20 protein-coding genes are annotated in these 20,477 nt (G+C 67.3%); 11 read left to right on the top strand and 9 right to left on the bottom strand.

Annotation, left to right across the window (positions count from 1 at the left end; all coding sequences use genetic code 11):
- Positions 1–210: 210 nt before the first annotated feature.
- The 3 genes from KMW22_RS01695 to KMW22_RS01685 all read right to left on the bottom strand — a co-directional run bounded on the left by KMW22_RS01695 (position 211) and on the right by KMW22_RS01685 (position 1,898).
- Positions 211–684: a hypothetical protein gene (locus KMW22_RS01695; protein WP_221088264.1), complete on the bottom strand. Its 474-nt coding sequence runs from the start codon at positions 682–684 to the stop codon at positions 211–213.
- Between the two features lie 68 nt (positions 685–752).
- The gene (locus KMW22_RS01690) at positions 753–1,346 is read right to left on the bottom strand and encodes a phosphate signaling complex PhoU family protein (protein ID WP_221088533.1); all 594 of its coding nucleotides are present in this window, start codon (positions 1,344–1,346) and stop codon (positions 753–755) included.
- A 258-nt stretch (positions 1,347–1,604) separates the two neighbouring features.
- Positions 1,605–1,898 carry a hypothetical protein gene (locus KMW22_RS01685; RefSeq protein ID WP_221088263.1) on the bottom strand — a complete coding sequence of 98 codons (294 nt, stop codon included), beginning with the start codon at positions 1,896–1,898 and terminating at the stop codon, positions 1,605–1,607.
- A gap of 128 nt (positions 1,899–2,026) precedes the next feature.
- Between KMW22_RS01685 and KMW22_RS01680 the strand changes: the two genes are divergently transcribed.
- From KMW22_RS01680 to KMW22_RS01665, 4 genes are all read left to right on the top strand, one after another.
- A complete protein-coding gene (locus KMW22_RS01680; RefSeq protein WP_221088262.1) occupies positions 2,027–2,983 on the top strand; it encodes a LysR family transcriptional regulator in 957 nt (318 codons plus the stop codon).
- A 128-nt stretch (positions 2,984–3,111) separates the two neighbouring features.
- Positions 3,112–4,581, top strand: coding sequence for a cysteine--tRNA ligase (cysS, locus tag KMW22_RS01675; RefSeq protein WP_221088261.1), 1,470 nt, complete (start codon positions 3,112–3,114; stop codon positions 4,579–4,581).
- A gap of 394 nt (positions 4,582–4,975) precedes the next feature.
- On the top strand, positions 4,976–5,551 hold the full coding sequence (locus KMW22_RS01670; RefSeq protein WP_221088260.1) for a YcjF family protein: 576 nt from the start codon (positions 4,976–4,978) through the stop codon (positions 5,549–5,551).
- Positions 5,552–5,914: 363 nt separating this feature from the next.
- Positions 5,915–6,181 carry a hypothetical protein gene (locus tag KMW22_RS01665; protein WP_221088259.1) on the top strand — a complete coding sequence of 89 codons (267 nt, stop codon included), beginning with the start codon at positions 5,915–5,917 and terminating at the stop codon, positions 6,179–6,181.
- A 290-nt stretch (positions 6,182–6,471) separates the two neighbouring features.
- Here the strand turns inward: KMW22_RS01665 and mqnC are convergent, their stop codons facing one another.
- Positions 6,472–7,644 carry a cyclic dehypoxanthinyl futalosine synthase gene (gene mqnC, locus KMW22_RS01660; RefSeq protein ID WP_221088258.1) on the bottom strand — a complete coding sequence of 391 codons (1,173 nt, stop codon included), beginning with the start codon at positions 7,642–7,644 and terminating at the stop codon, positions 6,472–6,474.
- A gap of 175 nt (positions 7,645–7,819) precedes the next feature.
- Here mqnC and gnd point away from each other — a divergent pair, with 175 nt between their 5' ends.
- From gnd to KMW22_RS01630, 6 genes are all read left to right on the top strand, one after another.
- On the top strand, positions 7,820–8,890 hold the full coding sequence (gene gnd / locus KMW22_RS01655; protein ID WP_221088257.1) for a phosphogluconate dehydrogenase (NAD(+)-dependent, decarboxylating): 1,071 nt from the start codon (positions 7,820–7,822) through the stop codon (positions 8,888–8,890).
- Positions 8,887–10,548, top strand: coding sequence for a glucose-6-phosphate dehydrogenase (gene zwf, locus KMW22_RS01650; RefSeq protein WP_221088256.1), 1,662 nt, complete (start codon positions 8,887–8,889; stop codon positions 10,546–10,548). The genes gnd and zwf overlap by 4 nt, the downstream gene beginning before the upstream one ends.
- A gap of 16 nt (positions 10,549–10,564) precedes the next feature.
- Positions 10,565–11,515 (top strand): glucose-6-phosphate dehydrogenase assembly protein OpcA, encoded by a 951-nt coding sequence (locus KMW22_RS01645; RefSeq protein ID WP_328774555.1) that lies wholly within the window; start codon positions 10,565–10,567, stop codon positions 11,513–11,515.
- Positions 11,516–11,684: 169 nt separating this feature from the next.
- Entirely contained in the window at positions 11,685–13,154 is a 1,470-nt protein-coding gene (locus KMW22_RS01640) for an arabinan endo-1,5-alpha-L-arabinosidase (protein WP_221088255.1), read from the top strand.
- Positions 13,155–13,354: 200 nt separating this feature from the next.
- Entirely contained in the window at positions 13,355–14,503 is a 1,149-nt protein-coding gene (gene queG, locus KMW22_RS01635) for a tRNA epoxyqueuosine(34) reductase QueG (protein WP_221088254.1), read from the top strand.
- Positions 14,504–14,561: 58 nt separating this feature from the next.
- On the top strand, positions 14,562–15,383 hold the full coding sequence (locus KMW22_RS01630) for a glutaminyl-peptide cyclotransferase (RefSeq protein WP_407928417.1): 822 nt from the start codon (positions 14,562–14,564) through the stop codon (positions 15,381–15,383).
- A 104-nt stretch (positions 15,384–15,487) separates the two neighbouring features.
- Here the strand turns inward: KMW22_RS01630 and tmk are convergent, their stop codons facing one another.
- A complete protein-coding gene (gene tmk, locus KMW22_RS01625) occupies positions 15,488–16,144 on the bottom strand; it encodes a dTMP kinase (protein WP_407928415.1) in 657 nt (218 codons plus the stop codon).
- A 90-nt stretch (positions 16,145–16,234) separates the two neighbouring features.
- Complete coding sequence (locus KMW22_RS01620) at positions 16,235–17,023, bottom strand: Nif3-like dinuclear metal center hexameric protein (protein ID WP_407928414.1); 789 nt, start codon at positions 17,021–17,023, stop codon at positions 16,235–16,237.
- 574 nt (positions 17,024–17,597) lie between these two features.
- Here KMW22_RS01620 and KMW22_RS01615 point away from each other — a divergent pair.
- Positions 17,598–18,038, top strand: a complete 441-nt coding sequence (locus KMW22_RS01615; protein WP_221088250.1) for a hypothetical protein — start codon at positions 17,598–17,600, stop codon at positions 18,036–18,038.
- On the opposite strand, the gene KMW22_RS01610 is transcribed toward KMW22_RS01615, so the two are convergent.
- The 3 genes from KMW22_RS01610 to KMW22_RS01600 form a co-directional block, all read right to left on the bottom strand.
- Positions 18,025–18,291: a transposase gene (locus tag KMW22_RS01610; RefSeq protein WP_407928416.1), complete on the bottom strand. Its 267-nt coding sequence runs from the start codon at positions 18,289–18,291 to the stop codon at positions 18,025–18,027. The genes KMW22_RS01615 and KMW22_RS01610 overlap by 14 nt on opposite strands.
- Positions 18,292–18,370: 79 nt before the next feature.
- Positions 18,371–19,432, bottom strand: a complete 1,062-nt coding sequence (locus KMW22_RS01605) for a PIN domain-containing protein (RefSeq protein WP_221088248.1) — start codon at positions 19,430–19,432, stop codon at positions 18,371–18,373.
- A 97-nt stretch (positions 19,433–19,529) separates the two neighbouring features.
- Complete coding sequence (locus tag KMW22_RS01600) at positions 19,530–20,468, bottom strand: DNA-methyltransferase (RefSeq protein ID WP_221088247.1); 939 nt, start codon at positions 20,466–20,468, stop codon at positions 19,530–19,532.
- Positions 20,469–20,477 lie beyond the last annotated feature (9 nt).

Below are 20,477 nucleotides of genomic sequence, written 5' to 3'. Positions count from 1 at the left end.
TGGTCACAGCTTCAGAGTCTAGGGTGCGCCTGGGGCCGGGCAAATGTAGGCTGAACGGCTTAGCAAGGGGCGATCAGGCCTGGGGCCCGGTCGCCCAGTCCTACAGCGTGTAGGCCAAGTCTATGGACATACCGGAGGGTAAGCTGCACAGTGCTGATCGTTGAAGTCGGGCCCACCCATCTCCTATTCAATCCCGTCCCAGGCTGAACATCACAGGGAGACCCACACGATCCCCGGAGGCAGCAGCACCACACCCACCTCGATCGGGGTTTCCTTGTCCCACTGCACGTCCCTCAGGTAGATCGTCCTGTCTTCCATCAGCCAGCTTGCGCCTACCCGCCGCTCATCTGGCTCGCCGAGAACACGCGTGGCTTCGGCCACCATGGCCTGCAACTGCTCGTCCGCCTCATCGTGATGCCGCGCGATACCCAGGTCGGGGTTGTCGCGCTCCTCGTCGGTGAAGTCGCCCTGGCCGTCCTCGAGCTGCGTATAGAAGGGTTCGGACTCGAGGAGGGTCATATACAGGCAGAAGGTGTCTTCGTCTACCTGGAGGCGTTCGAAGTGCAGGCCGCTGGGAAGCGTCACGCCGGCTTTGGGAAGGTCATGCCAATCCCAGGTCACTGGCAGGGTCAGAAGAGCGGCCCACAGTGCGGCACGTCCATCAGGAGCGACAAGGACGTTCATCACCTCACAGCCTACGGTGTGCGGAGCAGAGCCTTATCCGCTGAACTCAACCCCTTGGCCTACCTGCCCTAGTGCACCGCGCCGTGGCCGATCAGCACTTCCAGGCGCTCGGCCACGTTCACCAGATGGTCGCCCAGACGTTCCAGGTTGCGGGCCATGCGGCCAGCGGTCAGGGCCACATCGGTGTCTTCGGGGCGCTCCATCAGGCGGGTCAGGCTGGCGCGCTGCATCTGCTCGTACAGGGCGTCCACCTGCTCGTAGTCCAGGCGCATCACGTCGCGCGCGGCACTCAGATCGCGCTCGGCAAAGGCGTATGAGAGCCGCTCGACCATGGTGCTCAGCAGGCGCACCAGCGGCAGCAGGTCCTGCAGGGTGGCGCTGCGCGCACGCGGCGCAAAGGTTTCCAGGTCGCGCGCCACGGAAAAGGCGTAGTCGCCCACCCGTTCCAGGTTGGTCAGGCTGCGGAACACCATCAGGAAAAAGGCCAGCTCGTGCTCACTGGGGCCCGCGCCAAAAGCCGCGAGGCACAGATCCTCGATTTCCCGTTCCAGGGCGTCGGTCTCGGCCTCCAGCGCCTGGGCCTGCCGGGTCAGGCCGGCGAATTCGGCGCGGGCATTGGCGTCTTTCATGGCGTCCAGCTGCGCCAGGGTCAGGCTCAGCATGCGCAGAAAGCGGGCCGTGACCAGCGCCGCGCTCTCGCCGCCCGAGCCAGGGGGCTCGGGCTGGGGCGCGGAGGGACGCAGGCCGTTCGTCATGCGGCCAGTATCGTGCCGCCTTGTGATGGGCGGGTCAAGAACCTCTGCTGGGGGGAGTACAGAAACCCAAAGGCGCTTTTGGACTGCAGAGGCCCTTTTTCCCTGTTCCTCTGCACCAGCGGCACCGCCCAGGCGTTCCGCGTGAAGGGACACCCGGGCAGGCCCTTACCCCGCGTGGCAGCGCACCGGACCCAGGGGGGTCAGGCCTGCGCCCTGCAGAACCCGGCGCAGGTCGGCTGGACGGTCCTCGTGGCCCTGGGGCACGGCCTGCAGCGTCAGGTCGCCCAGGCGGGCCACCGGCCATGCCCGCAGGGTCCAGCCGGGCACAGTGGGCACGGCGTCGTCTGGGGCCAGCACCTCCAGCACGTACACGGGCCGCGCGGCGGGGGGCGCCGCCAGCAGGGGCATTTCCTGAGACAGGGAGAGAACAACATGGGGGGGGCGCGGGGCAGCCGTCATCAACATCACCTCTGGACCCAGGGTGCGCCTGTACCCATGCCTTTGACCATCGGCAGGCGCGCGGGTGCACGGGCCCGCCCATCGGTAAACCCGATCCGGCGGTGGGGGCGCGGGGTCTACACTGGGGCATGTCGTTCGAGCGTGCGCCGGTGTTGCCCACCCTGGCCCAGTTGCGGGCCCTGCTGGCCGTGGCCGAGGCCGGCGGTTTCAGTGAAGCGGCGGCCCGCACGGGTGCGTCGCAGTCGTCGCTGAGCGAGGCGGTGGCCAAGCTGGAGGCGCTGACCGCGCGGCCCCTGCTGCGCCGGGGCCGGGGCGGCGCGGTGCCCACCCCGGCGGGTGAGCGGCTGCTGGCCTACGCCCGCCTGAGCCTGCAGGCCGCCGAGGACGCGCTGCACGCCGCACAGGAGGGCGGGGCGCTGTCGGGGACCGTGCGCGTGGCGTCGTTCCGCTCGACCGCCACCCACCTGCTGCCGCCTGCGCTGGCGGCCTTCCGCACGGCCCACCCGGGTGTGCGTGTGCAGCTGCTGGACGGCGAAACCGAGGGCGGCGGCGAGGCTCTGGTGCGCAGCGGGCAGGCCGACGCCGCCATCGTGATCGGTGAGCACAGCCCGGACCTGCGCCTGACCCCGCTGATCGTGGATGAATACCTGTTCGTGGCCCCGGCCTCGCGCGGCACGCACCCGGTGGTTCCGGCCGAACTGGGCCAGGGCCCGCTGCTGCTGCCCGGCGGCCTGAACTCCTGCCACCGCCGCGTGATGGCCTACCTGCGCGGCTGCGGCCTGCCCGCCGACCAGATCACCGAGGTGGGCGAGGACAGCGTGATTCTGGGCATGGTGGCGCACGGCCTGGGCGTCAGCGTGATGCCCCGGCTGGCCCTGACCCCGCAGCCAGGCGGTGTGGTGGCCCTGCCGCTGCCTGAACCCCTGGCCCGGCCGCTGGCCCTGGCCACCCTGCCGCACCGCGCGGGGCTGCCCCTACTGCGCGCCTTCAGCGCCGCGCTGCAAGGCGCCCTGGCCTGCCTGCCGCCGGACGCCGCGCCCCGGCCTGGCCCCGGTCCCCGCCCAGCGCCGCCTCTGCTACATTAGGACCATGTTGACCCTGTGTTGCCCGTCCTAGCGGCCCGCAGCCCTGGTCTGCCGCGTCGCGCCCCATCCTCTTGGCGGCGCGGTTTTTTGTTGCCCCACTTGTCTTGCCTCACTGCACAGGAGCCCCCATGACCCACCCCCAGCCGGACCCCCACATCGTTCTGTACGACACCTTGCAGCGCCAGAAGGTGCCCTTTGTGCCGACCACGCCGGGCCGCGTGGGCATGTACCTGTGCGGGCCCACAGTGTACAGCGACGCCCACCTGGGCCACGCCAAGAAAGAGGTGGCCTTTGACGTGATCCGGCGCGCGTTTGTGCACTTTGGGTATCAGGTGCGCTACGTGGCGAACATCACCGATGTGGGGCACCTGCAAAACGACTCCGACGACGGCGAGGACAAGATGCTGGCCCGCGCCCGCCTGGAGCAGCTGGAGCCCATGGAAGTGGCTGACAAGTACATGTGGTCGTTCGTGAAGGACATGGAGGCCCTGAATGTGCTGAAGCCCAGCATCAATCCGCGCGCCACCGGGCACATCACCGAGCAGATTCAGCTCATTGCCGAACTGATCGAGCGCGGCCACGCCTACGAGTCGCAGGGCAGCGTGTATTTCGATGTGCGCTCGTGGCCCGAGTACGGCAAGCTCTCGGGCCGCAAGCTGGACGACCAGGAAGAGGGCACGCGCGAGGCCGTGCGCGAGGAAAAGCGCGATCCCCGCGACTTTGCCCTGTGGAAGCGGGCCGAGGCCGGGCACATCATGCGCTGGGACTCGCCGTGGGGCGCCGGTTTTCCGGGCTGGCACATTGAATGCAGCGCCATGAGCCTGAAGTACCTGGGCGAGGGCTTCGACATTCACGGCGGCGGCCTGGATCTGCAGTTTCCCCACCACGAGGCCGAAATCGCCCAGGCCGAGGCCGCCGGGCATCCCTTTGCCCGCTACTGGATGCACAACAACATGCTGACCATTGGCGGCGAGAAGATGAGCAAGAGCAAGGGCAACTTCCTGACCATTCAGGACGTGCTCGCCCAGCACGACCCGATGGTGGTGCGCTTTTTGCTGGTGGGCAGCCACTACCGCTCGATTACCGAGTTCAGCGACGCGGCCTTTGAGAGCGCGCGCAGTGGCTACCGCCGCCTGAGCGAAGCCCTGAACGAAGTCGAGCGCCGCCTGCCCACCGCACCTGCCGGCCAGGACGCCGCCCTGGACGCCAGGATTGCTGCCCACACCGCCGCCTTTGAGGACGCCATGCGCGACGACTTCAACACGCCCAAGGCGGTGGCGGCCCTCTTTGGCCTGACCGCCGACCTGAACGCGGCGCTGAATGCCGGGCCGGTACCCCAGGGCACGCTGGAACGGGCGCGCGACGCCTACCGCACCCTGGGCGGCGATGTGCTGGGCCTGTTTGCCGATTCGGGCACGGCCGCCCGGGGCCAGGACGACACCGAAGTGGTGGGCGCCCTGATGGAACTGGTGCTCAAGGCCCGCCAGAACTACCGCCTGAACAAGCAGTACGCCGAGGCCGACGAGCTGCGCGCCACCCTGACCCGCGTGGGCGTGACGGTAGAAGACACCAAGGACGGCCCCCGCTGGAAACGCTGATGGCGGGCCGCTGACCGGGGCCTGACCGCTAGGGGCCGCGCCTGATGCGCCTCTTCCGTGGACCAACAGGCACTCAAGCAGCCCTCAATAGCCCTCACCCATTTCTGCCTCAGCCTCCTTTCTAAAGGGCGAGGGCCCTGCATGAGCTTGCGGTGACAGAAAGGGTCCGTCTGAACTCAAGCTGCTGTCAGCAACGTGTCAGTGTGGCCGTGTAGCATGACAGGCGAGCGGTGGTTTCACCCCTCATCCTTCCCTCCTTAAAGGACACGCCACCTCCCCCCCTGGGCGTGTCCTTTTTCTGTGTGGCGCAGGCGGATGGCCGCCGCCAGAACGCGGGGCGAACCTAAACATTTTGATGGTGGGCGCCTTCTGGGGGGCGGAGTACACTCCGCGTATGTTGCCCCCGCTTGTCAAACAGGTGCTCGACAACTTCAATCTGGACGTGGACCCCACGCTGTCGCGCGAGGAAAACGCCGAGGAAGTCATCAAGAGTGCGGCGCTGCTCTCGGGGGCCATTGCGGTGGAGCCTATCCCCTTTGCCGACATGCTCCTGATTACGCCGGTGCAGGGCAAGATGGTGCTGCACATCGGCAAGATTTACGGCTTTGACATCACGCCGGAGCGTTCGCTGGAAATTGCGCGCGAAATTGGCGTGACCATCGCCTACGGCATGGCAGCGCGGCAGGTGATGCGTGGGCTGGCCAAGCTGGCGCTGCCGGTGATTGGCGGCCTGATCACGGCCCCGGCCGTGTACGGCTGGACCTTCGCGCTGGGCCGGCTGGCGCAGAACTACTTTGAGCGCCGCGCCCTGGGTCTGCCGGATTCCCGGCGCGAGCAGGTGAAGGTGGTGCAGGAAGCCAAGCGCGACTCGCGCCGCGTGCTGCCCGGCGCCCAGGACTTCTCCGATCTGGCCTCGGAGCTGCGCCGCCGCGCCGAGCAGAAAAACAGCGGCGGCCCTTCCCGCCACTAAGTCGCTTGCTGTTGATCTTGAGATCAACCGAGCGGGCTGGAACAACTGCGTCGCAGAGCGAGAAGCGAAACAAGTGCCTCGCCCCGAGAATGGAAACCTTTCTGCGTTTTTCTGAAACGTTGGCATGGGGGAGGGGCGAGGCACTTAGCCCTGCTGGGGGTGGGTGGCCCCCTCCTCCCCCACTGCACGGCGCCGGCCCATGCTGGCGCCGTTTTTCTGTGGCCCAGCCGTACCCCAGCCAATCCACACCGCCGCTTCTTCGGCCACCGAAGCGGGACAGAAACTGACGGAAGCTGACGGAAAGTTGAGAACTCATCACATTGGCGTATGAAATTCGTCATGTAGTGGACGTATGCTGACCCCATGAGCATTACCCGTCACTTCAGCGATACGCGGACGGACACGGGCCGCGTTCGGATTCTGATCCGCGCCGGTCTCGTGCTGCTGCACGCTGAGGGGGCCGGCTGGCAGCACAGCAGTCAGCACCACTCGGTGCAGGACGCCGCCCTGGAACTGGCGATGTTGCCCGAGGTGAGCCCTGAACTGTACGCCAGCGCAATCAGCGATCTGGAACAGCAGTTGGCCCGCGACGGCCACGCCCCCGACGAGCCCTACTCCGGCGCCGCCTGAGAGCAAAGAAGCAGAGGGATTCGAGAACTCGCGCCGGTTAGAGGCATGCCTCTAACCGGCGCGGCGCGTTTGGGGAGGGATCTGCGGGCGTGAACCGGCCAGCGTTTTTCGGACGGCACCAGGAAAACAGCTGGGCAGAGAGGCATCAACCCTGACGCCTCTCTGCTTTTCTTCCGTCCAGCCCTGCGCCTCACACAGCCACCGGGCGCGCGATGAGCAAAGCTCAAGACCCCGCACCTCGATCCCGCAAGGCGCTTCAGTCGCAGGGCCGAGCCAGCCTCTCCCCTCTTCTACTGCCCGGCGCCCACGGCCCGGGCCGCCTCGGGATTCTCGTCGGCGCGGCTGAGCACAGCCTCCGCGTCCGGCCACTCGATGATCTGAAAGCGGCTGTTGCGAATGGCGGGGGTAAAGCCCGCGTCCACCGCAATACGGATCAGTTCGCGCACGGTCGCGCGGTGGCGGCCATGCCCCCCGGCCGCCGACACCACGTTCTCTTCCAGCATGGTGCTGCCCAGGTCGTTGGCGCCGTAGTACAGCGCTGCCTGCGCCACCTTGAAGCCCTGCGCGGGCCACGACGCCTGCACATTGGGAATGTTGTCCAGGGCAATGCGGGCAATCGCCAGTTGCTGCAGGTACTCGTGGGCGGTGGCGCCCGGCGCCTTGCCGTGCAGGCGGGTGTGCTCGGTCTGCAGGGTCCACATGGCAAAGCCTGAAAAGCCGTTGCCGCCGTAGTCGCGCAGCGCCTTGTCCTGCTGGTCGCGGATTTTGACAAGGTGGGCGGCGCGCTGGGCGTACGTTTCCCCGAAGCCAATGACCATGGTGGCAATCGTGTACAGCCCCTTGCGCTGGGCCGCGTCAATGATGCGGAACCAGTCCTCGCTGCGAATCCGGGCGGGGGCCGCTTTGGCGCGCACCTCGTCTTCCAGAATCTCGCCGCCGGCCCCGGGTAGGCCGTCCAGCCCCGCTTCAATCAGGGTATCGAGCAGCGCGTCCAGGTCCAGCCCAAAGGTCTTTTCCATGAACAGCACTTCTTCGGGCGAGAAGGCGTCAATACGGATGGTGGGGTGGTTCGCCTTCACGTGGCGCAGCAGCCCCGTGTAGTAGTCCAGCCCCAGTTCGGGGTTCACGCCCCCCTGTAACAGAATGCGGGTGCCGCCCACCGCCTCCAGTTCGCGGATCTTGGCGCTGATCTGCTCGTAATCCAGGGTGTAGCTGTCCTTCTGGCGGCGGGTGCGGTAGAAGGCACAGAAGTTGCAGCCCACATTGCAGATGTTGGTGTAATTGATGTTGCGGTCAATCAGGAAGGTCACCACGCCGGGGTCGCGCCGCGCCAGACGCAGCTGGTGAGCGGCAGCGGCCACCTCGGGCAGCGGCAGGTGATAAAGCGCTTCGATCTCGCCGTGCGTCAGGCGCTCGTGCAGGGCCTTGTCGAGCAGGGGAGTCCCGGGCAGGGGCGCGGTCATGGGGTCAGCGTAGCACTGCCCCCCACGGGCATTCGTCCACCCACGGCGGCCGAAAGGGCCCGGCCTCCCGTACAGATTTTCTTCAGGGCCCGGGGGAAGGCGGCACGTATAGTGCGGCAAGTGACGCTGGCCCGGGGACGCTGGAAGCGCTTCTCGGGCCCGGGGAGGTCTCGTTATGAAGATCGGCATGATTGGGCTGGGCAAAATGGGCGGCAACATGGTGCTGCGCCTGACGGGCGGCGGCATTGACGTGACGGGGTACGACCGCAGCGCCGAGAGTGTGGCGCAGATTGAGGCCCAGGGCGCGCGCGGCGCCCGCACGATGGACGAACTGATCGCGGCGCTGGGCGAACCCGGCCGGCGGGCCGTGTGGATCATGGTGCCGGCGGGACCCATCACGCAGGCGGTGATTGACGATCTGGCCGGGCGCCTCTCGCCGGGCGACATCATCATTGACGGCGGCAACAGCAACTACAAAGACACCATGAAGCGCGCCGAGGAACTGGCCGCCCGGGGTCTGCACTTTGTGGACGTGGGCACCTCGGGCGGGGTGTGGGGCCTGAAAGAAGGCTACGCCATGATGATCGGCGGCCCCGAGGAAGCGGTGGAGCGCCTGCGCCCGGTCTTCGAGGTGCTCGCCCCCGCCGCCGACCGGGGCTGGGGCCGCATGGGCCCGGCCGGCAGCGGCCACTACGTGAAGATGGTCCACAACGGCATTGAGTACGGCATGATGCAGGCCTACGCTGAAGGCTTTGAGCTGATGAAGGCGCACCACACCTTTGGCCTGGACATGGCCCAGATTGCCGAACTGTGGCGCCACGGCAGCGTGGTGCGCAGCTGGCTGCTGGACCTGACCGCTGAGGCCCTGAAGAACAAGGCGGATTTCGATCAGCTCTCGGACTACGTGGCCGACAGCGGCGAGGGGCGCTGGACCATCATTGATTCGGTGGAACTGGGCGTGCCCACCCCGGTGATCACCCTGGCCACCCAGATGCGCTTCCGCAGCCAGCAGGAGGTCAGCTACGCCGGCCAGATGCTTTCGGCCATGCGCCGCGCGTTCGGCGGGCACGCGGTCAAGACCATCGAGGCGCCCCGTCAGGAAGGGCTGGTGCCCGAGGTGGCCCCCGGCGACCACCCCAAGGCGGCGGCCCCCGAGAACATTGGGCATACGACCAGCGCGGGCGAGGGCAGCGTGGCCGAGCAACTGGGCGAAACCGGCCACCAGCGCGTGAAGGGTGACGAGTGAGCCCCCGCAAGGCCAGCACGAACACCGCAGGGGCCGCCCCGAAGAAGACGAAAAAAGCCGCCGGGCAAGCCGCCCAGGCGGCCCCGTCGGCCGCGCCGCGCCGCGCCCGGGGCGCCCAGGCCCCCGGCGCCGACGGCACCAACCCTTTCCGCGCCCTGATGCGCCGCAGCCGCGCGCCGGAGCCCGCCACCCTGGTGATTTTCGGGGCCACCGGCGACCTCGCGCGGCGCAAGCTGCTGCCCGCCGTGTTCGGGCTGTGGCAGGACGGGCTGCTGGGCAGCGCCTTTAACATCGTCGGCATTGGGCGCCAGGAGATGAACGACGAGCAGTTCAAGGACTTTGTGCTGGCCGCGCTGAAGGAGAGCAAGGAAACCGACACGCCGCAGCCCGGCAGCCTGGAGAAATTCCGCGAGCTGCTGTACTACGAGTTCGGGGACTTTGGCGGCGACGAGGTGTACCAGCTGATTGACAAGGAGCTGCGCCGCGCCCAGGAGGACCACGGTGGGCGCAAGAACGCCCTGTTCTATCTGTCCACCCCCCCCAGCCTCTTTGAGCCGATCAGCAACGGGCTGGGTCGCCTGGGCCTGTCGGACGAATCCGAGGGCTGGCGCCGGCTGGTGATCGAGAAGCCCTTTGGGCACGACCTGAAAAGCGCGCGCGAGCTGAACGACGCCATTCACCGCGTCTGGGACGAGTCGCAGGTGTACCGCATTGACCACTACCTGGGCAAGGAAACGGTGCAAAACCTCATGGCGATCCGCTTCGGCAACGCCATTTTCGAGCCGCTGTGGAACCGGGGCTTTGTGGACCATGTGCAGATCACGGCTGCCGAGGACCTGGGCCTGGAAGGCCGCGCGGGCTACTACGAAGAAGCGGGCGTGGTGCGCGACATGCTGCAAAACCATCTGATGCAGCTGTTTGCCCTGACGGCTATGGAGCCGCCCGCCGCCTTTGATGCCAACGCCATCCGCGACGAGAAGGTGAAGGTGCTGCGCGCCGTCAAGGAGATTCCTTCTGGGCGCGTGGACGAGGTGGCGGTGCGCGGGCAGTACGGCCCCGGCACCCTGTACGGCGAAGAGGTGCCCGGCTACCGCGAGGAACCCAATGTGAAGGCGGGCAGCACCACGCCCACCTACGTGGCCCTGAAACTGGAAGTGGACAACTGGCGCTGGCAGGGCGTGCCGTTTTTCCTGCGCACCGGCAAGCGGCTGCCCAAGAAGGTCACGGAAATTGCCGTGGTGTTCAAGCGTCCGCCGCTGGGCATCTTCCCGGGCGGCCTGGAACGCAACGTGCTGGCCTTCCGCATTCAGCCCGACGAGGGCGTGAGCCTGAAGTTTTCCAGCAAGACCCCGGGGCAGGAGATGGTGCTGCGCGAGGTGGTGATGGATTTCCGCTACGACGCCTTTGGCGCGCAGCTCGAAAGCCCCTATTCCCGCCTGCTGCTGGACGCCATGCTGGGCGACGCCACCCTGTTCCCCCGCGAGGACGAGGTGGATCTGGCGTGGCAGATCGTGTCCGGCATTCTGGACACCTGGGACGCGCAGCCCGGCCGTCGCCCCCGCAAGGGCCCGGATTTCCCCAACTACGTGGCCGGCACCTGGGGTCCCGACGAGGCCGACGAGCTGATGGGCCCCGACCGCCGCTGGCGGCGGCTGTGAGGGGGTGAGGCGACCTGTGACCCGGATCAGCCAGACCCCCGGCCAGCTGGGGCCGGTGGACACCACCGTGCGCGGCGCCCAGACCACGCTGGACGAACTGTGGGTGCGCGCGGGCGTAGAGACGCGCGCCTACACCGGCAACATGATTGCCTTGACGGTCAAAAAACACCTCGCGCGGGTGCAGGAGGCGCTCTCGGGCCTGGAAGGCCGCTACGCCGGGCGCCAGATTATTGGCGTAATGGACGGCGTGGGCGACCTGCTGGTCCACGCCAGTCTGGTGCCGCAGCAGGGCGGCCTGTACGTGGAGCGCCTGACGCTGGAAGCCAGCTCCGCGCAGCTGCAGGGCGCTATTCTGCCGCTGATCCGCACCGCCACCGTGAACCATGTGTGGTGGGGTGCCGACAGCCGCCCCGAAGGCCCACTGCTGAGCGAACTGACTGAAATTGCCGATCAGGTGATCGTGGACAGCCTGACGCTGGACGTGCCGCCCTCGCGCCACTACGCGCTGGCTGACCTGGGCTGGAGCCGCTCGGCGTCGTGGCGCGAGGCCCTGGCGCAGGTGTTCGATGTGCCGGAAGCGGCGCGGCAGCTCCCGCGCGTGACCGCCATGACCGTGCGCCATGCCGGCAGAAAGGACCTGCCCGCCCGGCTGTTCGCTGGCTTCGTGGCCGACACGCTGGGCTGGCGCGATCTGCGCACGGTGGACTTCCGCAGCGCCCGCTGTGGCCGCGAAAATGGCGACCTGTGCGGCGTGGAGCTGCGCGGCGAGGGCGGCCTGCACATCGCCCTGCAGGCGCAGGCCGGCGACATCGTGCGGGTGGAAGCGCGCTGGGACGATGTGCAGCGGGTCTCGGAAGTGACCGTGCCGCACATGACGCTGGCCCAGGGCCTGGCCCGCGTGATGGCCCGCCCCGAGCGCGGCGAAGTGTTCGAGCGCGCCTGGAGCATGGCCAAGGCGACGCTGTAGCGGGCGGGGATTCAGGGGAGGGCGGGCCCAGAGGGGCCCGCCTTCATTTGTTGTTTGACCGGTCAGAATGCCGCCCCGGTCTCCCCTGCTACACTGGCGCGGTTTCCCACCCACCATGACCAGCGGCGCTGTGCCCCATCCAGAGGGCCAGAGCGGCGGGAGGTTTTTGATGCGAATTCACCCGGCTCTTCTTCTGGCCAGTTCTGTGCTGCTGGCCGCCTGCGCCCCGCAACGGGTTCCCGACTTTGTGGCGCCCGCCGCCTCTTCCCTGACCTCACAATCGGTCGTGCCGCAGGCCGGCGAGCTGGGCGCGCACGACCCGGTGCTGTTCAAGGCCGGCAGCACCTACTGCGTCATGTCCACCGGCGTGGAAAGTTCGGGGGCCCCGGGCGGCATCCTGGTTCACCGGTCGGACGGTGGCCTGGGGGGCCCGTGGCGCACGCTGGGGGCCATTCCCGCCCCGGCCTGGGCCGCGCGCGAGTACGGCGCGAAGAACATCTGGGCGCCGGAAGTCGTCTACAACGGCCAGGAGCGCCGCTACTACCTGTACTACGCCGTGTCGCAGTTCGGCACCCGCAACTCGGCCATTGGGGTGGCCAGCAGCACCAACCCGTGTGCCACGACCACCTGGACCGACCACGGGCCCATGCTGCGTTCGGGCAGCGGCACCTCGTACAACGCCATTGACCCCAGCGTGCACTGGGACTCGGCCAGCGGCTGGTGGCTGGCCTGGGGCTCGTTCTTCAGCGGCCTCAAGGTGCAGCGCCTGAGTAGCATGACCACCCTGACCGGCGCCGTGACCACCATCGCTTCGCGCCCCGGCGTGCCCAACAACCCGGTCGAGGCGCCCACAATCTTCAAACGGGGCGACTTCTATTACCTGCTGGCCTCGTGGGACAGCTGCTGCAAGGGGCTGGCCAGCACCTACAAGACCGTGATGGGCCGCGCGACCAGTATCACCGGACCCTACCTCGACCAGCAGGGCGTGCGTCTGGACCAGGGCGGCGGCACCGTGCTGCTGAACCACCGCGCGAACAAGCTGGGTCAGGGCGGCGGCGACGTGTACCAGGAAGGCGGCACCTTCTACTTTGCCCACCATTTCTACGACGCCAACACCGGGGGCAGCCCCAAGCTGGACCTCAAGGCGCTGGAATGGAACGGCAACTGGCCCCTGTCCAGCGAGGCCACCGCCGGCTACCAGCTGAGCAGCGGCGCCGTGTACCGACTGGTCAACCAGACCAGCAACCTGTGCCTGGACGTGCAGAACGGGGTCGCCAGCCCGGCGGCGCAACTGCAGCAGTGGGGCTGCAACGGGCAGGCCGCCCAGAATTTCCGTCTGGAAGCGGCGGGCGACGGCGTATACCGCCTGCGCAGCGTGCTGGGCGCGCAGGACCACTGCCTGGACGTGGCCAATGGGGGCACCACCCCCGGCACCGACGTGCGCCTGTGGCCCTGCAACGGCCTGGGTGCCCAGCAGTGGATGCTGGAGGACATGGGCGGCGGCTTCCACCGCCTCGTGGGCCCGCAGACACGCCTGGCCCTGGACAACGTGAACGGCAGCGTGAACGCCGGCACCGAGGTCCGCACCTGGACCCCCAACGGCGCCGCAGCACAGAACTGGCGACTGGAACGGCGGTAAAGGGCAGTTTCAGGGCCCCCAGGTGAGGAGCGCAGGTCACCGCCCGCCTCCTCACCTGGGGGCCCGCCCGGTGTGGGACTGGCTCGATTGGGCGCGTCCCCAAGATCCTTTAAAGAAACTGCCCCCGCACGCCCCTCAGCCCTCTCCCTCCGTGCCGCACCTCTCGTTTGCCCCAGGCGCCGCGCGGCATACTGCGCCGCGTGAGTGCCGCTGAAATCCTGGCCGACCTCGCCCACGCGCTGGGGGCCGACGCGGTGGGCTGGGCGCCAGCGGCTGTGCCGGCCCCAGCCGTGGCGGAGTATGCCGCGTGGCTGGAGGCCGGCCGCCACGCGGGCATGACCTATCTGGAACGGCAACTGCCGGTGCGAGCCGACCCTGGCCAGCGTCTGGCGGGCGTGCAGAGCGTGCTGGTGCTGGGCGTGTCGCACGCCTTTGCGCCGCCGCCCGTGCCGGCAGGGGGCATCCGGGCGGGGCGGGTGGCGCGCTACGCCTGGACCCCCGATTACCACGACCAGCTGCAACCCCTGCTGAGCCGGCTGGAAGAGGAAGCGGCGCGGCTGGGCGTGCGGGCCCGGGGCTACGTGGACCACGGCCCGGTCATGGAGCGCCTGTTTGCGGCGTCCGGGTTCCTGGGCTGGCGCGGCAAATCCGGCATGCTGGTGAGCACCACGCTGGGCGCCTTCGTGACCCTGGCGGTGTTGCTGACCGACCTGCCGCTGGAGCCCTCTCCTGTGGCCCACCCGGACCGCTGCGGGCGCTGCACCCGCTGCGTGGCCGCCTGCCCCACGGCCGCCATAGGCCCGGACCGCGCCATCGACGCGCGGCGCTGCGTGTCGTACCTGACCATTGAGCACCGGGGCCCGGTGCCGCTGGCGCTGCGCCCTGGCGTGGGCGAGTGGCTGTTTGGCTGCGACGTGTGCAGCGAGGTCTGCCCCTGGAGCGCCAAAGCGGGGCCCCTGGCCCGGCACCTGACCCCCCGGCCCGAACTGGTGTGGCCAGACCTGGGCACCTTTTTTGGCGTGGGCGAGCGGCAGTTCGAGCGCCAGTACGCGGGCACTGCCTTTTTGCGGCCCCGGCGCAAGGGCATGGCCCGCAACGCCCTGACGGTGCTGGGCAACACCCGCGCCCCGGCGGGCTGGCCGCTGCTGCTGGCCGGCCGCGCGGACCCCGCCTGGGAGGTGCGCGACGCCGCCGCCTGGGCCCTGGCGCAGTGGGGCGAGTGGACCCATGTCGAGGCGCTGCGCCGCGACCCCGATCAGCGGGTGCAGGCGGCGGCCACCCACCTGCTGGCGGGCGAGGGGCTGGCCCCGCCCACGGCAGCCCCCCATGAAGGGGGGATAGAGGTCTGACCATACGGAGCGCTGCCCCGCCCTCTACCATGAGGCTGTGCGCGCCCCCCGCCTTCTGCTGCCCCTGCTGCTCTGTCTGCCCGCCCTGCCCGCCGCCCACGCCCAGACCGTGCCCACCCTGACCCCCACGATCACGGCCCGCTATCCGCATGACCGGGCAGCCTTTACCCAGGGCCTGCAGTACCTGGGGGCCGGCGTGTACATGGAAAGCACCGGGCAGGTGGGGCAGTCCGGCGTGCGGCGCGTGGACCTGAAAACAGGCCGGGTGCTGGCCCAGGTGCCCACCCCGCTGGCCAGCGCCTTTGGCGAGGGCGTGGCCGTGCTGGGCGGCGCGGCCTACCACCTGACCTGGCAAAACGGCCTGGCGTTTTCCTTCGACGCCCAGACGCTGAAAGAAACGGGGCGCCACCGCTACCCCGGCGAGGGCTGGGGCCTGACCACCGACGGCCGGAGCCTGATCATGAGCAACGGCAGCGCCACCCTGACGTGGCGCGATCCCCGCACCTTCGCCGCGCGCCGCACCGTGCAGGTCACCGACCAGGGCCAGCCCGTGCGCCACCTGAACGAACTGGAGTGGGTGCAGGGCGCGGTCTACGCCAACGTATGGCTGACGGACCGTATTGCCCGCATTGACCCGCAGACCGGCAAGGTGACCGCCTGGATCAACGTGGCCGACCTGACCCGCGAGGCCAGCAGCGCGGCGGCCCGCGCTGGCCAGCCCCTCACCTTTGACGACGTGCCCAACGGCATCGCCTTTGTGCCCGAACGCGGCACCCTGCTGCTGACGGGCAAACGCTGGCCCACCCTGTTTGAAGTCAAGCTGCCGGGCCTGAAGCCCGAAGGCAGCAGCGTGGGCGGCCGCGCGGCGCCGCGACGGTAAGAGGGAACAGAGGGTGCGGCGACTCTGCGGGGTCGCCGCGCGCTCTGCTTTGAACAGCCGTGATCAGCTTGGACAACTGCGTGGACTTGAACCCGCCTGAGCCTTCAAAGGGGCCGAGACTCCGTTGACCAACCGCCCTCAACGGCGCCAACCAGGGGCGCCACGGCTGCCCAGATTGTTTCGGCCAGCGCCTCCTCCGGCTGCGTGGCGTCGAGCACCAGAAAGCGCGCCGGCTCAGCCTCGGCCAGGGCCAGAAAACCCGCGCGCACCCGGGCGTGAAAGGCCAGATCGGCCTGCTCCAGGCGGTCCGGCTGGCCCCGGCGCGCGGCGCGGGCCAGCCCCACGGCCGGGTCCAGGTCCAGCAGCACCGTCAGCTGTGGATTCAGGCCCCCCGTGGCCGCCTGCGTGATCTGGCGCAGCAGGTGCTCTGGCAGGGCCCGTCCGGCCCCCTGGTAGGCCAGGGTGGAATCCGCGTAGCGGTCACAGACCACCACCTCGCCCCGGGCCAGCGCCGGGCGAATCACGTTGGCCACGAGTTGCGCGCGGCTGGCTGAATACAGCAGAAATTCCGGCAGCGGATCAATGCTCAGCGCGGGGTCCAGCAGCACTTCACGCACGCGGGTGCCCAGTGGGGTGCCGCCGGGCTCGCGCGTAACGGTGCAGGACACGCCCCGCTGCACCAGCTGGGCGGTCAGCCGCGCCAGCTGCGTGCTTTTGCCTGCACCCTCAGGGCCTTCAAAAGTCAGGAACAGGCCGCTCACGTGCTGGGACAGCTTTCGGGTGAAGCGGGAACGAACTTCACAGTAAACCCCGCCAGACGGCATGGGCTCCAGAAGTGGACGGCATCCGGCTCACAGGCCAGTGGGGTGGTGCAGGAACTGCCAGGGCAGGCCGAACTGGTCTTCCAGGTGGGCGGCCAGGGCCCGCACGCCAAACACCTCGGTTTCGTAGTGACCGGCGTAGACCACGTTCACGCCGTATTCAAAGGCGTCGTGAAAGTGCTTGTGCTCGGGCTCGCCGGTCAGCAGGGTGTCCAGCCCCAGGGCCGCTGCCTCGGCGATGCTGCCTGCGCCGCTGCCACTGAGAACCCCTAGGCGGCGCACGGTGGGCGAGCGCCCGCCCCCGTGCACCAGGCAGATTTCCCCGGTCAGCTTCTGCACCCGGTCGGCAAAGTCCTGCAGCGACTGCTCAAAGGGTAGTTCGCCCGCCAGTCCAATCCTGGTGCCTGCCCACTCACCAAAGGGCACCGTGTGCTGCAGGCTCAGCGCCCGCGCGATCATGGCATTGTTGCCGACATCTGGGTGGGCGTCCAGGGGAATGTGGGCGGCGTACACATTGAGGTCGGCCATCAGGGCGGTGCGCACCCGCTCGCGGTGGGGGCCGGTGATCGGCAGCGGCTGGCCCCAGAACAGGCCGTGGTGGGCAATCAGCAGGTCTGCGCCGCTGTCGGCGGCGTGTTGCAGGGTCTTGAGGCTGGTGTCCACACTAACGGCCACCCGGCGCACGGTGGGCGCCCCCTCAATCTGCAGGCCATTCAGGCTGGGATCCTTGAAGCCGCCGATGTTCAGGTACTCGCCCAGATAGCGCACGAGCTGGTCGCGCGGCACCTCGCCACGCGCAGGAAGAGAGAGGTCCGACATGGCCGGCATTGTACGGCGCGGGGGCCGGCGCAGGCCGTGCCAGGAAGCTGAGCGCAGGAAGAGCAGTAGGCAGGCGTGTCGGTGGCACTCCTCAACAGCCCTTGACCCTGTCTGCATTCACACGATCACAACTCTTTGATTTGACCACCTCTGCCAAGCCCAAAAAGAAAGAACCCCGCCTGAGACAGGGTTCTCTCCTTTGGTGGCGATGCCCGGACTTGAACCGGGGACCTAACGATTATGAGGAGTTCCAAGCCAGCTCAGGCAATGTCATGCAACATCACGCTCCGTCAAAAAAGGTTGTCCTGGTCGCGCAAGAAGGTCTCCCCGATCACGCAACCTCATGCTTCCTCCGTCAGTGAATGCGCCGAAAGTGCGCCGCGAAGTGTGCCCCACCCCTCCGCCTACCGACTGAATCGTCAATCGATGGACGTGACGTAAGTGCCTTTCTGTGCGACACCGCACGGCCCACGCACTACGTGTCCTAAAGTGCGTGTGTAAACCGAAGTTGAGCCATTTCTGATCTTCGCTGAGGGATGTGGACAGGCAACTTGACCTGTTACGGTGAGGCTCGATGATCACGTGGGCCAGGTCCAAGCAGTACGCCATTCTTTCGGACCATGACTATGTCTTTTTGGAGACAGCGCAGGGGCAGCAGGCACTTGGTTGGATGTATGGCAATCCGACTGGGGGGTTGATCGACCCACGCGAAGCGTGGGCCGTCGTCATTGGGACTGGCCTTTGGGTGATCCGACTCCCACTTGCCGACAACATCGATGTCGACATGGTCCCCGTGCTGTCCAGCACGCAGGTCTTCGCTGGGGCTGGGCAAGCACATGTGCGTGCGCCGCTCGTTCACATGATGGCAACACCAGAGGACAGCATGTACGTTGAAGCGGTGTATGACCCACACGTCGCCACGGACGTGGTCCGGATCGTTGCGGATCTGGGTGACCGGTATGCAGGCGTGTACGACGTGAATCTCCAGACACTTGAAGTCATCAAACAGCTGTAGTGTCAGGAGGACGGGCACGGCCAAGACAACGGAGCATCAAGCGAATCATCGCCAAGTGGACGAGCAGTTCTGTTGTTTCTGGCAGTGTTTCGTAGTCTTTCGAGAGACGGCGGCACTTTCCCAACCACGCAGAGGTTCGTTCCACCACCCAGCGTCGTGGCAAGACATGAAACGTCTTGCGCGGATTGACCTCCTCAACCAAGTCAGGCAGATACCGCTTGGCCTGTCGCCACCACGGGTAAACGACTTCCACCACGACGCCCGCGGTGTCCCTCGCCCATTTGAGGAAGCCGCCGCTCGTCCGCCAAAGGCATTATTGCTTCAGCTCGTGTTCAAGGTTGAGGCGGAACGGTGTCCGGAATGGAATCGTCAACGCCCAGCGCCCGAACATTCAGAAGCTGGTGTTGGTGCGGCCCGGTGGGGCCGAAAGTTAGGGCGAGCGTACCGGCAAGCGACACCATGACGGGGCGGTCGGCATGATCCTCGTGGATTTCGCCCCGCTCGTCGTCGACGAAGTACCCCACCGGGTAGAGTTCGCTGGCTGGCACCTCCGCCTCGACCTCCACCAGAACATAGGTTTCATGGTCGTTCAGTCTGAACTCCTGGCTACTGCGGGCAATCCAGGTGAACTCATCGGCAGGATCAAAGGACACCGATTCGCCCGAGTATTGATGATGCTCCTCGTCTACATATAGGTCCCGGGTGATGGCATGCTCGAACCGCATGAGCTGGTCGCCGCTGCCTTCCAAGACCGTGGGGTACAGGCTCAGGTCAATCGTGGTAGTGACGAGGAGGTTCAGGCGCAGGAACTCCGCAACGGAGGAATAGTACCGAACATTCGTCAATCCGTCTTTCGCCAACTGAAGCTGTAAGTCAGGGTGGAGCGCATTTGGGACGCCCTTGCGGCCGAAGTCGGCGGTGTTGCTCGAGATGAAGGCGACTTCCATCGCCGGGTTCGCCCGGGCGTGCCCCAGAACCGTTAGCCAGATGGCGGCGTCACGAAAGCCGTGCCCTTCCTGATTAAACGGGCGAACCCGGTTGGCGGCCATGCGGGTTAACTCCAAAAGATCGCCCGACGTCAGGTCTACAGTGAGGGCCTGACCACCAGGAGGAAATGTAGAGACGCGCGAGGCGAACTCCTGGGTCTGCACTTCGAGATCAACGGCGGGGAGGTCGAATGCTCCAATCAATCGCCTCACATCGGCACTCTCCTTCCTCACACGCCTGAGTGCCGCGTGCAGACTCCTCCGATACACTGCCTGCACTTCCTCCTGCACGACTCGCGGCAGGACCACGGTGCTGGCCGTGGGGAGGAGGTACTGCGTCAGGGTGCGTAGCTCATGCCGGAAGTGGGTGTCCGAAAGGTAGATGTTGCTGTCGAGGATGACGTGCATGACTTTAAGGTAGGCGACAAACGCCTTACAGCATATTGCAGGAGGAGCAACTTCCCCGCCCACCTTTCCGACCACATCGTGTCAGCGTCGCAGAACTTTAGCTCGGGAGGAGGATGTCCGCGTCCAGCCGACGTTGGGCGCCCTCCACAAAACGGGTATTGAGGTCAAACCCAATGCCGCGCCGCCCACTTTGGTTCGCGGCCAGCAGGGTCGTCCCCGTGCCCGCGAAGGGATCGAGCACGACCCCGTCCGGAGGGCAGGAGCTGCGGATGCGATGGTCAATCAGCTTCAGCGGAAACGTCGCGGAATGCCCGTCACGCCCGCCCGCCACGTTCACCTGCTGCACGTCATGGGCCAACTCGCCCGCAGCGGAGAGGTCGTAATAATACTTCGGGCGCCCCTCGGTGGGCCGTTTAACGAAGTGGAAAAAGTGCTCATGGGTAGCCGCCAGACGGTCGGTCTCCGGGCGGGGAGGCACGTTAGGTTTGTACCAGATGAGGTCGTTGCGGAGAATCCAGCGCTGGTCCTGCAAGGCGATGGCAACACGGGCGGGAATCAGCAGCAGGTTCTTCTCCTGCCGCCAGCCCCCCATCGGGGTCTTGCGGCGCAGCCGCTCGCCGTCCCCGAGCCCCTGGCGACCCTTGAGGCGGATGCTCGACCAACGGGCAAAGTAGGTGTCCCCCAAGTTCAACCACAGGCTCCCGCCAGGTTTAAGGGCCGCCTTGCCGCGTTCCAGGATGCTGACCAGATTGGCGATGTACCACTCGGGCAGGGGTTCGAGGCCAAGCACCCCCCCGTTGGCGCGGTACCACTCGTAGCTGGGCTGCCGGTTTTCTTCCCCCTCTGCCCGCCACGCCTCGAGAATGTCCCAGTTGTGGGCCAACTCGTAATCGCGCATGCCCCAGTACGGCGGCGATGTGAGGATAAGGTCTACTGAAGCCACTGGAAGTTGTGGGAACAGGTCGAAGGCGTCTCCATACAGCACCGCGCTTTGACGGGTGGAGTTCAACACGGCGAGGAGTTCCGGAGGCGTCATGCCCCCCGA

This window comes from Deinococcus aquaedulcis, assembly GCF_019693445.1.
Lineage (GTDB): Bacteria > Deinococcota > Deinococci > Deinococcales > Deinococcaceae > Deinococcus > Deinococcus aquaedulcis.
The sequence above is the reverse complement of the archived record's forward strand: the minus strand, read 5'-3'. Positions and strand labels throughout refer to the sequence as shown.